The following is a 12,376-nucleotide window of genomic DNA, read 5'->3' as shown; positions in this document are numbered from 1 at the left end:
TCAGGCGGAAGCGCCGCTGAGGATGACCAACTGATGCGGAGCGGTCACTGTGATCTTGCGCCGTTCCGACATCACGATGCCGTCACGCTCCCACCCGCTCAGTAACCGGCTGACGGTGTGCAGCGTGGTGCCGGTCATGTCGGAAATGTTCTGCCGGGTGATCGGCAGGCCGATCTCGATGCCGCCATCCACCTTGCGTCCGGTCTGGGTGACCAGCCGCAGGATGGCGCAGGCCACCCGCTGTTCCACGGCCTGCGTCGCCAATTCTACGATGCGGTTATTCATCTCGCCCACCCTCTCACCGATCACGCGGTAACTTTCGGTGGCAAAGCCGTCATATCGTTCAGTAAATGTGGCCCACAGCCGGTTTGGCCAGGCCAACGCCAGACACTCATCCGCCGTCATCGCCGTGGCGGGATAGGTGGTACGCCCCAATGCGGCCCCGATGCCGAACAGCTGCCCCGGTGCGATATGCAGCGCGATGATCTGGTCGCCGCCGGGCGTGGTGCGGATCACCCGGATATGGCCGTCCATCAGAAGAAAGAACCGCTCGACCGGCATCCCTTCGCTGAAGACCGCAACCCCGGCATCGAAACGCAGGGGTGTTGCCGCATCCAAAATCTCACGGATTTGCGGGCGAGACAGTTTGCGAAATGGCGGCAGATCGGTCAGCAGGCTTTCGTCAAGTTTCTTTAACACAAAGCCTCCGATGTTGTGGCAGCGCAAAGAGCCGCGCGCGACCTTAGCCTAGAACGGATGCAAGACCAATCGCTTCCGTTCCAAGAAAGGACTCGCCATGTTTCCGAAACTGATCGCCGCCAGCCTTGCCGCCTTGTTGCTGGCTTCCGCCGCTTATGCAGAGAACTTTGATGTGCTGATGCTGAACAAGGGTGCCGAAGGTGCCATGGTGTTCGAGCCTGCCTTCGTAAAAGCCGCTGTCGGTGATACCGTCACCTTCATCTCCACCGACAAGGGCCACAATGCCGAGGGCATCAAGGGCATGCTGCCTGAAAGCGTCGAAGAATTCAAAAGTGCCATGGGCAAGGATTATGTCCTGACCCTGACCGCCGAGGGCCTGTATGGCGTGAAATGCACGCCGCACCTGTCGATGGGCATGGTCGCGCTGATCCAGGCCGGTGCGCCCGTCAACAAGGACGCGGTCATGGCCGTCGAACTTAAAGGCAAGGCAAAGACCCGGTTTGAACCGCTGCTCGCCCAGATCGCCGAGTAGTTGAAATAGCATGATAAAAAGGGCGGCCCATCATCTGGGCCGCCCTTTTTTTGGTTTCGCCTGGCCATTTCCAGTTTGGCCAGAGCGCGATGGGCCAGAACACAGTAGGTCAGCCGATGCTGTCGCGCACCAGCCGAAAACCCAGATAATCCGGCGGCACGCCCGCAGCGCATCCGCCTGACCGCGCGTCGCGGATGAAGTCGATGACAAAGGCGCGGTGCTTGCCCTGCACCGCGCGCACGCCGCAATAGTCGGATTGGGTCATGATGGTCGCGCCATCGGGGCTAAGCGTGCCGTTCTGAAAGCAGGTCTCGGTCCAGTCCCAGATGTTGCCAGACATGTCGGCCACGCCTGCGGAGTTGACCCCGAAATGCCCGACCGGATGGGCCTCAAGGTCGGCCTCGCCGCGCAATTCCACCTCGCGCAGGTAGGCGGCGATCCAGCGGCGTGAGGGGTCGGTGCCATTGGCCTCGGCGGAAAATCCATCATCGCTGCCGCGTTCTGCCGCTGCGCGCAGCCATTCGGCATCTGTCGGCAGGCGCCAGTTCTGCTCGCTGCGCGCCGAGAACCACGACGCATAGGCCGTGGCATCGGTGAAGTTGACGCCAGTCTGGGCAAAGTCGTGACGTCCTTTGGACGGTAGGGCAGGGCAGGCGTCCTCGGCCACGCAAAGCGCATAGTCGGCTTCCGTGACGTGGTGTTTCATGATGTCGATGGCGCTTGCCGTTTGTTGCAGCGGCGGCGCGTCGATGATGCGGGTTCCTTGCCGAAACTCGCCCGCCGGACGGTAAGCCTGCCGGGCGGCTGGCAGATGCACGGTTTCGGGGGCATCAAGGTGGATGGGTGGGGCGGGCCAAAGCACGGCGACAGCCCCAAGGGTGATCACGGCCAGTGATACAACTGCGACGCGACGTTTCATGACGGCCCTCCGGATCGAAAAGGGCGGCCCCGGACCCCGGGACCACCCACTATCGGCTGTCAGGTTCATGGCAGCGCGGTGCGGCCCTCATGGGCGACGTCGTATTCAACCGGGGCGGTCACCTGCTCCATCAGGTCATTGTTCCAGTCGCCGCCGACGATTACATGCGCCGTGGCCCCCAGATTGACCGCCTCGATCAGGTTGTGGTTGACGTAGGCATAGACGCCGGGTTGCAGGAAGGTATACAGCGCCGCCCCCGCCGATCCGCCGCGAATGAACCACGTCTCCAGATCGCGTTCCGGTGCGTTGTTGAATTTGCCGGTTTCCCAGACGAGGTCGCCATGACCGCCAATCAGGTGCGGGCGGGTGTCCCGGTTGGCCTGGCTGTGGATGAACAGGACCGTCTCGCCCTGTTCGGCCGTAAGCGCCTTGTCTCCGGTCAGCGCGCCCACCCGGCCGTTGAACACCACATGCGACGGGATCAGGCCGTTCATCACCTCAAGCGTGTCGGAGTAGCTTTCCCCCGCATCGGCAAAGCGCATGTAGGCACCATCCTCGCCGCGTGGAATGTAGAAATCGTTCTCCCCGATGTAATAGACGCGGTCATAGGACACTGGTTGACCCAGATGGTCCTTCAGCCCATCACGCGGCAGCACCATGATGGCGCCCGACATGCCCGACACGACGTGCCAGGGGATCATCGGGCCGCCCGGCGCGCAGTGATAGACAAACACCCCCGGCCGCGTTGCCTTGAACCGCAGCACGCATTTTTCGCCGGGGTTCACCAGCGTCAGCGACCCGCCTCCAAGCGCGCCAGTGGCGGCATGGAAGTCGATGTTGTGCTGCATCATGTTTTCCGGCGGATTGAACAGCGTCAGTTCGACATAGTCGCCCTCGTGCACCACCATCAGCGGGCCGGGGACCGATCCGTTGAACGTCATTGCCTGAATCCAGGCGTCCTCGTCGACCTGAAGTTCCTTCTCGATGATCTTCATCTCGAACTCGATGATCTGCGGGCCGACCGTCGCCACCTGTTCATGCGCATGCACGAAAGGCGGGGCGACCAGTTTCACCTTGCGCCGCGTCATGGCCGACAGATCGACCGGGGCGGCACCAGAGGTGTCCATCACCTCTTCCGCCGCGACGGAGGTTTTCAGAACATAGGGCGAGGCCGCAACCAAGGCGGCCCCCATCAGTGCAGCGCGTCTGGTCAGCATCTTGTTTCCTTTCGAGAACGATCATTTCCCGAAATCTATCCCGATTGCTGCTGGCCTACGTTGTGCCAAAGCAACGTTTCGGCGAAGGCGGTCGCATGCGCCTGCGGAAATTCGCGGCTTACGCCGGGTGCGAGCATCGCGGCCACGGCGGAACGCCTCAGGCCCGCGCGGTGCCTTCTATCCCGGCCTCGGTCACGATCCGGTCCATGGCAATGTCATGGGGCTGCGGGAAAATTGTGGGGATCCGGGCCGCAGTAAACCCAACGCCGATCACCATCGGCCGTGCGGCAAATGCGGCCAGCGTGCGGTCAAAATAGCCACCGCCATAGCCAAGGCGATATCCCGCCTCATCCCAGCCCACCAGCGGCGCAAGCAGGATGTCCGGCGTGACCTCTGGCCCGTCAACGGGGACGGGAATCTTCCAGACCCCTTGCTCCATCTGGCAATCCGGTGTCCATGGCCGGAACACCAGCGGTGCTGCCCGCATCAACACGACCGGCAGGGCGACCCGCGCCCCGGCAGCTGTCAACCGCTCCATCCAGTGGCGCAGGTTCAATTCGGCCTTGATGGGCCACCATGCCGAGATGGTCAGCCCCGCAACGGGCCCGCATTGGTCGGCGAGCAAACTGTCCAGATGTTCGGCCACAGCCACTGACGCGGCATGGCGCGTGGCCACAGACATGGCCAAGCGTAGATCCAGCAACCGGGCGCGTTCGCTGTCACGCCACTGTGTTAGCGCGACTGAGGTGTCCTCAACGCCCGTCATCAGATGCGCCTTTCTGTCTTGTGTCCTGCGCGCGGCCCAGGTCGGGGATACCGGCGGGGCCCCGCGCGGCATCCTCGATGGCAAGGTTCAGCGACCGGGCGATGCGCTCGGCGCGGGCGATGACGTGGGCAGCCCCGGCGGGGGGGCAGACCTGAATCGCGGTTTCGCGAAACAGCACCAGCCAACGTTCGAAATGCGCCCACGTCACCGGCAGGTCGGCATGTTTGGCAACCGGAGAGCCGTGATAGCACCCGGTCATCAACGCGACCGAGCCCCAGAATTCGACCATCCGCGCAAGGTGCGGCTCCCAGTCAGTGATGCGCGCGCCAAAGATCGGGCCCAGCACCGGGTCGGCGCGAACCTTGTCGTAGAACCGGTGCACCAGCGTGGTCAGGATCGCTTCGTTCAGCCCGGTTTCGGCCATCAACGCAACGGTCATCGCAGGGCGGGTGGACCGGATTTGGGGGGCAGCGGCATCGGGATGCATCATCGGCTTTGGTCTTTCAGGGTTGTGTTACGGTCTAGGCCTGTTAATGGGTATTGAAAATACCGATTCAATAGGACTCCTGCGACCATGCGCCTGACCTCTTTCACCGACTACGGCCTGCGGATGCTGATGCGGATTGCCAGCGCGCCGGACCGCGCGTTTTCCACCGCCGAGCTGGCCGATGAATTCGGCCTGTCGCGCCATCACCTGACCAAGATCATTCAGCGGTTGGGGCAGGGCGGCATTGTTACCACGCGTCGAGGTGGCCGTGGGGGCGCTACTCTGGCACTTGATCCGCAGACGATCTCGGTAGGCGCCATTGTGCGCCTACTGGAAGAAGGGCAGCCGCTGGTCGAGTGTTTTGCGGCCACGGGCGGCGATTGCACGCTCACGGGCTGCTGCCGCCTGAAATCCCGCCTGCGCAGCGCCGAGGCGGCGTTTCTGGCCGATCTTGATCGGTCCACGCTTGCCGACATTGCCTTGCCCGCTGCACCCGGTGTTCGAGCGATGGCAGGAACCGGGGTTTGAATCGCTTGCAGGCTGATCTGCAGCAACGAAACGGCGCTTCCCGGGTGCTATCAGCACCACACCGGCCGCGCCCGCAAAGGACTTTTGAATGATTGCCCAACTGACCCGCACAGAGCGCAACGTGGCGATGACGTTAGCGGCACTCTTGGCCCTGCTGGGCCTGACCATGGCGGCGGTGGGGAATCACGACCCCATGGCAGTGCATGGGTTCATAGCGCTTGCCCTTGGTCTTATCCTGGTCTTTGCGGTGGGGGGCGTGCTGGAAGAGCCGCTGCCGAACCCTGCGCGGCTGCTGCAGTATTACGACGACCCGATCAAGGTGGGCATCGTGCTGGCGATGATCTGGGGCGTCTTTACCATGGCCATCGGGTTGTGGGTGGCAGCGTTGATGGTTTGGCCTGACGCCACCTTCGGGCAGGCGTGGTCCAGCTATGGCCGTCTGCGCCCGGTGCATACGACGGGGGTGGTCTTTGCCTTTGGCGGCAATGCGCTGATCGCCACCTCGTTTCACGTCATGCAGCGCACCTGCCGTGCGCGGCTGGCAGATCAGCTTAGCCCATGGTTCGTGCTGATTGGCTATAACCTGTTCTGCCTTTGGGCGGTCAGCGGCTATTTCATGGGGATCACCCAGTCCAAGGAATATGCCGAGCCGGAATGGTACGCCGACATCTGGCTGGTCATCGTCTGGGTGACCTTTCTGGTCTTGTATCTGCGCACGCTCAAACGCCGGGCCGAGCCGCATATCTATGTCGCAAACTGGTATTACCTCGCCTTTATCGTGGTGGTGGCGATGCTGCATATTGTGAATGCCGCCGCCCTGCCGGTCAGTTGGACCGGGGCAAAAAGCTATCCGGCATTTTCGGGCGTGCAGGATGCGATGGTGCAGTGGTGGTATGGCCACAACGCGGTGGCATTCTTCATGACCTCGGGCTTTCTGGGGATGCTGTATTACTACCTGCCGGTGCGGGCGCAGCGGCCGATCTTTTCTTACCGGCTGTCCATCCTGTCATTCTGGGGGATCACGTTCTTCTACTTGTGGGTCGGCTCGCACCACCTGCATTATACCGCACTGCCGCATTGGGTGCAGACGCTGGGCATGACGTTTTCGGTGATGCTTCTGGTGCCAAGCTGGGCCTCGGCGGGCAATGCGCTGCTGACACTGAACGGCGCATGGCACCGGGTGCGCGATGATGCGACGCTGCGCTTCATGTTCGTGGCGGCGGTGTTTTATGGGCTGTCGACCTTCGAAGGATCATTTCTGGCCATTCGCCCGGTCAATGCGCTGTCGCATTACACCGACTGGACGGTGGGGCATGTCCATTCCGGCGCGCTTGGCTGGCTTGCGATGGTCACCTTTGGGGCGTTCTACTCGGTCATCCCGCAAATCTGGGGACGACCCGCGATGTATTCGCCCAAGCTGGTGGAGTGGCACTTCTGGTTGGCATTGGCCGGGCTGCTGACCTACGTTTTCGCCCTTTGGAACGCGGGCATCACCCAAGGGCTGATGTGGCGCACCTATAACGACGCGGGCACGCTGAACTATTCCTTCATCGACAGCATGGAGGCGATGCGCCCCTATTACATCGCCCGCGTGGTGGGTGGCTCGCTCTTCCTGGCAGGCATCTGTGTGGGCGCGGTCAACATCTGGCTGACGGTGCGGGGCGCGTGCAATGTGGCCGCCGACCGCCCCCTGTCCCCCCAACCGGCGGAGTAGCCCATGGCCCTGTTCAAAGCCCACTACAATCTGGAAAAGAACTCGATTGCGCTGGTGATCGGGATCATTCTGGCGGCCAGCGTTGGCGGCATCGTGGAGATCGCGCCGCTGTTCACCATAGACGAGACGGTGGAAACCCTGCCCGACATGCGGGTCTACACGCCCTTGGAACTGGCCGGCCGCAACATTTATATCCGCGAAGGCTGCTATGCCTGCCACAGCCAGATGATCCGCACCCTGCGCGACGAGGTCGAACGCTATGGCCCCTATTCGCTGGCGGCCGAAAGCCAATACGATCACCCGATGCTTTGGGGGTCAAAGCGCACCGGGCCGGACATCGCACGGCTGGGGGGCAAGTATTCCGACGACTGGCATGTGGCACATCTGATCAATCCGCGCGCGGTGGTGCCGACCTCGATCATGCCGGCCTATCCATGGCTGGCGACGGCACCTTTGGCGGTGGATGATCTGGGCGCACATCTGGCGGCGCTGCGCACTCTGGGCGTGCCCTACACCGATGAGATGATCGCCAACGCCCCGCGCGACGCCGAAGCGCAGGCAAACCCGGATTCGGCCGGTGCCGCAGGTGTAACCGAACGCTACGGCGAGGCGACCACCCTGCGCCGGTTTTCAGGCACGCCGCGCCTGACGGAAATGGATGCGGTGGTGGCCTACCTTCAGGTGCTGGGCCAGTTGACCCAAGCCCCCTATGCCCCCAATGCTCAGGTGCAGCCATGACCCATGAAACCCTTGTCATCATCGCCAAGACATTCGGCCTGTTCTACCTGATGGGCTTTTTCGGGATCGTGGTCTTTCAAACCTACCGCCCGTCGCGGCGCGCAAGCGCCGAACACGCCGCCCGGTCCATCCTGACCGCCGAGGACCGCCCATGTCCGTAGAGGAACGCGATCCCGTTTCGGGCTATCTGACCACCGGGCACGATTGGAACGGCATCAAGGAGCTGAACTCGCCCGTGCCGCGCATCGTGTTCGCGTTCATGGTCGTGACCCATCTTTACGCGCTGGTGGCGTGGGTCTTGCTGCCGACATGGCCGCTGGGGCAAACCTTCACGAGGGGCCTGCTGGGGCTTGACCAGAAAACCGCCGTCGCTGCCGACCTTGCCACCGCCGATGCCGCCCGCGCCGGGTGGACACAGGCGCTGGCGACGCTGGAGTTTGACACCGTCCGCGCCGACCCGGATCTGATGGCGCGCGCGCTGACGACCGCCGCGCCGCTGTATGGGCAGAACTGTCAGGCCTGCCACGGCGCGGACGGCATCGGCGGGCCGGGTTTTCCGCGCCTGAAAGATGGCATCTGGCTGTGGGGCGGCACGGCGGACGAGATTGCCACGACCCTGCGGGTGGGCATCAACGCGGCCCATCCCGACACGCACTATGCGCAGATGCCCGCCTTTGGCCGCGACGAGCTGTTGGCCCGCGCCGAGATTTCGGTGCTGACCGATTACGTCCGGACCCTTGGCAACGGCGTGATCCCCGCAGACCCCGCCGAAGGGGCGGTGCTGTTCCAGACCAACTGCGCTGCCTGCCACGGCGAGGATGCGCGGGGCGTCGAGGGCAGCGGTGCGCCGAACCTGACCGATGCGAATTGGGTTTACGGCGGCGATGCGCTCAGCATCCGCAACACCCTGATCGTCGGGCGTCAGGGCCAGATGCCCAGCTGGCAATCGCGGCTGACCGAGGCCGAAATCCGCGCGATGGCCCTGTATATCGAGGGTCTGTCGGGGGTTGCCCCATGATCGCGCCGCGCCACTGGGCAATCCTTGCCGCCTGCGCCGGGTTGGTGCTGGTCCTCGCGGCAAACTGGCAATTCGTGCGGCTGGCGTTCGACACGGCCCCCGGCTGCGTGCTGGTGGACGCCGCCCGCCCCGCCGCCAAACCCGCCTGCTGAGGACGCACGCCATGCTGGAACCCCTTCCCGTCATCGCCCCCCGACTGCGCTCCACCCCCGCTTTTGCGCGAAACCTGCCGCCTTTGGTTGCCTTCAACTGGCTTGCCGCCGGATGGTCTGACTTCCGCACCAACCCGGTGCAAAGTCTGGCTTACGGCCTTGCGGTCTTTGCGCTGTCGGTGACGGTGATCTGGGGGCTGATCGCGATAGGGTTGCCATCGCTGATCCTGCCTGCGCTGTCGGGCTTTCTGGTGGTGGGGCCGCTGCTGGCGATCGGGCTTTACGAAAAAAGCCGTCGTTTGCAGGCTGGGCAGCCTGTGACGCTGGCAAACATGATCGTGACGCATCCGCGGTCACGAGGGCAGCTGGTGTTCGCGGGGCTGCTGCTGTGTCTGCTGGTGATGCTGTGGCTGCGCGCGGCGGATCTTTTGTATGCGCTGTTTTACGGGCTGCTGCCGTTTCCGGGGTACGACCAGATCCTTGGCCAGTTGCTGACTACGCCGCGCGGTTGGGCGCTGATCGGGGTGGGGACTGCGGTTGGCGGCCTGTTCGCGGCCTTTGCCATGGCGATCAGCCTGTTTTCCATCCCGATGTTGCTGGAGCGCCGCGTTGACGCGCTGACCGCGCTTGGCACCAGCTTTGCTCTGACCACGCAGAACCTGCGCGCCGTGCTGCCGTGGGGAGCGATTGTGGTGGCGGGATTTGCGCTGTCGGCGGTGACGGGCCTGCTGGGCCTGATCGTGATCTTTCCGTTGCTGGGCCACGGCACCTGGCACGCCTGGGTCTCAATGCGGCCAGCAGTGCGGGGGGCGGAATCATGAGCTATCTGTTCCTGATCCCTGTGTCGATTGCCCTTGGCCCTACTGGTCTTGGTGCTTTCTTCTGGTCCATGCGCCACAATCAGTATGAGGATCTTGACGGCGCGGCGGCGCGTATCCTGACGTCACCCGACCAACCCTTGCCGCCCCTCGAACTGTTGAGGAATAGCAATGCGCGACCAGATGCAGGCTAAAGCATGACCGCTGTCACTATCACGACGGACGGCTTTGAGGTGGATGCATCGGTGATCGCCACAGCCTTCGGCCTTGATCCCTCGACGCTGCAGGCGCGGATGCGCAAGGGCGAGGTCACCAGTCTTTGCGAGGCGGGAGTGGACGCTGATCTTGGCCGCTTTCGGCTGACCTTCCGCCATGCAGGACGGGCGCTGCGGCTGACCGTAAACGCAGACGGCGAGGTGCTGACGCGGGCAATGTTTCCCGTCGCTCCGGCCAAGGCCATTCGCACCCTACCAGCCAATTGAATGCGACGGCTTCGGTCCGGCCACCGTGCCCGAAGCGGGGCAGAGTTGCTCGAAAGCGCGGTGACGTCCAACTGCTCCAACAAACTTCGACGCGCCATGCGCGCGGCAACCTATGCCAAGGCGCTTATGTCCGTTCGCGCGGACACGGCCTTTGCCCTTCAAAGTCCCAGACCCGATGTGAGACTCTTCTGCCTTGCTGCCATCGCCGCGGCTCAGTCACGTCCACTGGTCAAGGAGGCTATGTTCAGCACCGGCCTCGATGGGTACGCAAGAGTTGCCTTGCTTCGTGCGTTCGAAAAAGAACCCCGCCTTCTTGCAGCAGTTGACCGGCTTATACTGCGAAACAGGGAAAAACTCCGACGAGGTGGCGACTGAATGTCACATTTAAGGGCAACAAACTCTGCCCAAGGCGCCGTGTGCCGGATTTAAGGGCAACGCGACAGCTGAATATGTTCTCCCTCTCAAATGAGTGGATGGTGACGAAAGACGTGATCAGATGGCGCTTGAATGCAGTTGGAGCGAATAAACGCATCAAATTTGCTGCATAAGATCAAAAAAGGCTCGCTCAACAGCGCTAACCGCAGCGAGCCTTGAATAGGGTGAGGGATTCGAACCCTCGATCCGTTCGCGCGGATTGCCGAGTATCAATCGGCTGCATTGACCAGACTTTGCCAACCCTCCGTAATGCTGTTGCCAGCACGACGAAAATCTAAATGGCTCGATCAGGAGCATCAAGGGCGCAGTCGATTTGCGTCGGTATGGTCATCGCTCGGGTCTTTTCATACACCCCGTCAATCAGCGCGTGATGGAAGTTATGCGGGCATATCGGGCAATTTACTGCGCGAAATACACGTAGACGACATACAAGATCAGGAGGCCCACACCCAGCACGCGTCCAACAATCGGTCGCGTCAGCAGCAGAACCGTGAACAGCACAGACGCTGCGATCATTGCCGGCACGTCGAACGTTAGGAATCTCGCCTCAACCGGGATGGGCGCGATCAGCGCCGTGACGCCGAGGATGCCCAGCACATTGAAGATGTTGGATCCCACGATATTGCCGATGGCTATTTCGGACTGTTTGCGAAAAGCCGCAATGATCGAGGTAGCCAGTTCTGGCAACGACGTGCCCACGGCCACGATTGTCAGGCCAATAAACGCTTCGGAAAGACCAAAGTCCCGCGCGATGTTCGTGGCTCCCGTGACGAGGAACCGCGCACCGAAGATCAGCACGACCAGACCTCCGACCACCCACAGAACAGACACCGGGATCGACTGGGGTACTGCGCCGTCCACATCACCATCGAGCGCGTCGCCAAGCTGCAGATAGGCCCAGACGAGATAGCCGATCAGCCCCGCCAGTAGTAGAAACCCCGTCAACCGTCCCATCTGCCCGGTCATGAAGATTGGGACCAGCACCATTGCTGCTGCGATCATCACGCCAGTATCCCGCTTCAGCGTTGCACCCGAAACGCGGATCGGCCAGACCAAACAGGTCAGGCCACCGATGAGCAAGATGTTGGCGATGTTCGAACCGACGATATTGCCGATGGCTATGGCCGGCACATCGTCCAGCGCCGCCTGCACCGACACCAGCAGCTCCGGCGTCGATGTGCCAAAGCCCACGACTGTCAGGCCGATCAGCAGGGACGACATGCCCAGCCGCTTCGCGATGCCGACGCTGCCGCGCACCAGCGCTTCGCCGCCGAGGAAGAGGCCGATCAATCCGGCCACGATGTAGATGTAATCCAAGAAGCTTCCCCTCTTGCTGACACCGCCAATACTGCTGCTGACGTAGATGTGCGGCGGCGCTTTGCATATAGTCACGCTGCGCAACTGTTGCACCACGTGGCAGAAATATGCGACAGGCGGAGTGCCTTGGGACAGCCGCCTGACCGCTGGGCCCACGCGCCATCAACGCCGATCAGAAGAGGAAGACAGTAACTTGAATCTCCCTCGAACCTGCCCGACGATCGGTGAATTGAGCTAATGGGATGAACTGCCTTCCCACCAAACCGCTGCTATTGTGACGAAGATAGGTGGAGAGAGGAGCATCTGATGGACATCAAGGTTTTGGGAATTGATCTGGGCAAGACCGTTTGCAGTCTTGCCGGGCTGGACGCTGCAGGAGCGGTCGTGTTTCGCAAACGCCTCCAGCGGCATCGACTGCTGGATTTTCTGGATAGGCTTTCACCCTGTTGTTGCGATGGAAGCCTGCGGCGGCGCACATCACATCGGGCGCTTTTGTCTTCAGAAAGGGCATGAGCCGCGGCTGATGTCGCCGCTGTATGTCCGGCCCTATGTGA

Annotated in this window: 16 protein-coding genes, 1 tRNA gene and 1 pseudogene; 11 read left to right on the top strand and 7 right to left on the bottom strand. The window is 62.4% G+C overall.

Annotated features, from left to right (window positions below; translation table 11 throughout):
* The gene (locus tag J2X53_RS21085) at positions 1-699 is read right to left on the bottom strand and encodes a Crp/Fnr family transcriptional regulator (protein WP_349039469.1); all 699 of its coding nucleotides are present in this window, start codon (positions 697-699) and stop codon (positions 1-3) included.
* Positions 700-796: 97 nt separating this feature from the next.
* Here J2X53_RS21085 and J2X53_RS21080 point away from each other — a divergent pair, with 97 nt between their 5' ends.
* Positions 797-1,231: a pseudoazurin gene (locus J2X53_RS21080; protein ID WP_349039468.1), complete on the top strand. Its 435-nt coding sequence runs from the start codon at positions 797-799 to the stop codon at positions 1,229-1,231.
* A gap of 109 nt (positions 1,232-1,340) precedes the next feature.
* Here J2X53_RS21080 and J2X53_RS21075 read toward each other — a convergent pair whose 3' ends face one another.
* The 4 genes from J2X53_RS21075 to J2X53_RS21060 form a co-directional block, all read right to left on the bottom strand.
* Entirely contained in the window at positions 1,341-2,150 is an 810-nt protein-coding gene (locus J2X53_RS21075; protein ID WP_349039467.1) for an SUMF1/EgtB/PvdO family nonheme iron enzyme, read from the bottom strand.
* 65 nt (positions 2,151-2,215) lie between these two features.
* A complete protein-coding gene (nirK, locus tag J2X53_RS21070) occupies positions 2,216-3,367 on the bottom strand; it encodes a copper-containing nitrite reductase (RefSeq protein WP_349039466.1) in 1,152 nt (383 codons plus the stop codon).
* 157 nt (positions 3,368-3,524) lie between these two features.
* Positions 3,525-4,133: a 5-formyltetrahydrofolate cyclo-ligase gene (locus J2X53_RS21065; protein WP_349039465.1), complete on the bottom strand. Its 609-nt coding sequence runs from the start codon at positions 4,131-4,133 to the stop codon at positions 3,525-3,527.
* A complete protein-coding gene (locus J2X53_RS21060; protein WP_349039464.1) occupies positions 4,120-4,623 on the bottom strand; it encodes a group III truncated hemoglobin in 504 nt (167 codons plus the stop codon). Before J2X53_RS21060 ends, J2X53_RS21065 begins: the two co-directional genes overlap by 14 nt.
* Positions 4,624-4,707: 84 nt before the next feature.
* Between J2X53_RS21060 and J2X53_RS21055 the strand changes: the two genes are divergently transcribed.
* The 9 genes from J2X53_RS21055 to J2X53_RS21015 all read left to right on the top strand — a co-directional run bounded on the left by J2X53_RS21055 (position 4,708) and on the right by J2X53_RS21015 (position 10,070).
* Positions 4,708-5,148 carry an Rrf2 family transcriptional regulator gene (locus tag J2X53_RS21055; RefSeq protein WP_349039463.1) on the top strand — a complete coding sequence of 147 codons (441 nt, stop codon included), beginning with the start codon at positions 4,708-4,710 and terminating at the stop codon, positions 5,146-5,148.
* Positions 5,149-5,236: 88 nt separating this feature from the next.
* Positions 5,237-6,862: a cytochrome-c oxidase, cbb3-type subunit I gene (ccoN, locus tag J2X53_RS21050; protein ID WP_349039462.1), complete on the top strand. Its 1,626-nt coding sequence runs from the start codon at positions 5,237-5,239 to the stop codon at positions 6,860-6,862.
* A 3-nt stretch (positions 6,863-6,865) separates the two neighbouring features.
* Positions 6,866-7,600, top strand: a complete 735-nt coding sequence (gene ccoO, locus J2X53_RS21045; RefSeq protein WP_349039461.1) for a cytochrome-c oxidase, cbb3-type subunit II — start codon at positions 6,866-6,868, stop codon at positions 7,598-7,600.
* Positions 7,597-7,761 carry a cbb3-type cytochrome c oxidase subunit 3 gene (locus J2X53_RS21040; RefSeq protein WP_349039460.1) on the top strand — a complete coding sequence of 55 codons (165 nt, stop codon included), beginning with the start codon at positions 7,597-7,599 and terminating at the stop codon, positions 7,759-7,761. Before ccoO ends, J2X53_RS21040 begins: the two co-directional genes overlap by 4 nt.
* Entirely contained in the window at positions 7,752-8,618 is an 867-nt protein-coding gene (gene ccoP / locus J2X53_RS21035; RefSeq protein WP_349039459.1) for a cytochrome-c oxidase, cbb3-type subunit III, read from the top strand. The genes J2X53_RS21040 and ccoP overlap by 10 nt, the downstream gene beginning before the upstream one ends.
* Positions 8,615-8,770 (top strand): hypothetical protein, encoded by a 156-nt coding sequence (locus tag J2X53_RS21030; protein WP_349039458.1) that lies wholly within the window; start codon positions 8,615-8,617, stop codon positions 8,768-8,770. Before ccoP ends, J2X53_RS21030 begins: the two co-directional genes overlap by 4 nt.
* Positions 8,771-8,781: 11 nt before the next feature.
* Entirely contained in the window at positions 8,782-9,591 is an 810-nt protein-coding gene (locus J2X53_RS21025) for a DUF2189 domain-containing protein (RefSeq protein WP_349039457.1), read from the top strand.
* The gene (gene ccoS, locus J2X53_RS21020; RefSeq protein WP_349039456.1) at positions 9,588-9,782 is read left to right on the top strand and encodes a cbb3-type cytochrome oxidase assembly protein CcoS; all 195 of its coding nucleotides are present in this window, start codon (positions 9,588-9,590) and stop codon (positions 9,780-9,782) included. The genes J2X53_RS21025 and ccoS overlap by 4 nt, the downstream gene beginning before the upstream one ends.
* A gap of 3 nt (positions 9,783-9,785) precedes the next feature.
* Entirely contained in the window at positions 9,786-10,070 is a 285-nt protein-coding gene (locus J2X53_RS21015; protein ID WP_349039455.1) for a DUF6522 family protein, read from the top strand.
* 593 nt (positions 10,071-10,663) lie between these two features.
* Here the strand turns inward: J2X53_RS21015 and J2X53_RS21010 are convergent.
* Both J2X53_RS21010 and J2X53_RS21005 read right to left on the bottom strand, forming a co-directional pair.
* Positions 10,664-10,751, bottom strand: a tRNA-Ile gene (locus tag J2X53_RS21010).
* Between the two features lie 153 nt (positions 10,752-10,904).
* The gene (locus J2X53_RS21005; protein ID WP_349039454.1) at positions 10,905-11,822 is read right to left on the bottom strand and encodes a calcium/sodium antiporter; all 918 of its coding nucleotides are present in this window, start codon (positions 11,820-11,822) and stop codon (positions 10,905-10,907) included.
* Positions 11,823-12,128: 306 nt separating this feature from the next.
* Between J2X53_RS21005 and J2X53_RS21000 the strand changes: the two are divergent.
* Positions 12,129-12,376, top strand: a pseudogene (locus J2X53_RS21000) (IS110 family transposase); the annotation flags it as partial.

It is taken from the genome of Pseudotabrizicola sp. 4114 (assembly GCF_031457365.1).
Lineage (GTDB): Bacteria > Pseudomonadota > Alphaproteobacteria > Rhodobacterales > Rhodobacteraceae > Pseudotabrizicola.
Note: the sequence above shows the minus strand (reverse complement) of the source record. Positions and strands in the feature narration are given on the sequence as shown.

Bases quoted from the DNA above. Each gene is read 5' to 3' on its own strand.
- nirK (WP_349039466.1), bottom strand. From the start codon at position 3,367: ATGCTGACCAGACGCGCTGCACTGATGGGGGCCGCCTTGGTTGCGGCC.
- J2X53_RS21075 (WP_349039467.1), bottom strand. From the start codon at position 2,150: ATGAAACGTCGCGTCGCAGTTGTATCACTGGCCGTGATCACCCTTGGG.
- J2X53_RS21030 (WP_349039458.1), top strand. From the start codon at position 8,615: ATGATCGCGCCGCGCCACTGGGCAATCCTTGCCGCCTGCGCCGGGTTG.
- ccoP (WP_349039459.1), top strand. From the start codon at position 7,752: ATGTCCGTAGAGGAACGCGATCCCGTTTCGGGCTATCTGACCACCGGG.
- J2X53_RS21080 (WP_349039468.1), top strand. From the start codon at position 797: ATGTTTCCGAAACTGATCGCCGCCAGCCTTGCCGCCTTGTTGCTGGCT.
- J2X53_RS21015 (WP_349039455.1), top strand. From the start codon at position 9,786: ATGACCGCTGTCACTATCACGACGGACGGCTTTGAGGTGGATGCATCG.
- ccoS (WP_349039456.1), top strand. From the start codon at position 9,588: ATGAGCTATCTGTTCCTGATCCCTGTGTCGATTGCCCTTGGCCCTACT.
- ccoN (WP_349039462.1), top strand. From the start codon at position 5,237: ATGATTGCCCAACTGACCCGCACAGAGCGCAACGTGGCGATGACGTTA.
- J2X53_RS21060 (WP_349039464.1), bottom strand. From the start codon at position 4,623: ATGATGCATCCCGATGCCGCTGCCCCCCAAATCCGGTCCACCCGCCCT.
- ccoO (WP_349039461.1), top strand. From the start codon at position 6,866: ATGGCCCTGTTCAAAGCCCACTACAATCTGGAAAAGAACTCGATTGCG.
- J2X53_RS21025 (WP_349039457.1), top strand. From the start codon at position 8,782: ATGCTGGAACCCCTTCCCGTCATCGCCCCCCGACTGCGCTCCACCCCC.
- J2X53_RS21065 (WP_349039465.1), bottom strand. From the start codon at position 4,133: ATGACGGGCGTTGAGGACACCTCAGTCGCGCTAACACAGTGGCGTGAC.
- J2X53_RS21040 (WP_349039460.1), top strand. From the start codon at position 7,597: ATGACCCATGAAACCCTTGTCATCATCGCCAAGACATTCGGCCTGTTC.
- J2X53_RS21055 (WP_349039463.1), top strand. From the start codon at position 4,708: ATGCGCCTGACCTCTTTCACCGACTACGGCCTGCGGATGCTGATGCGG.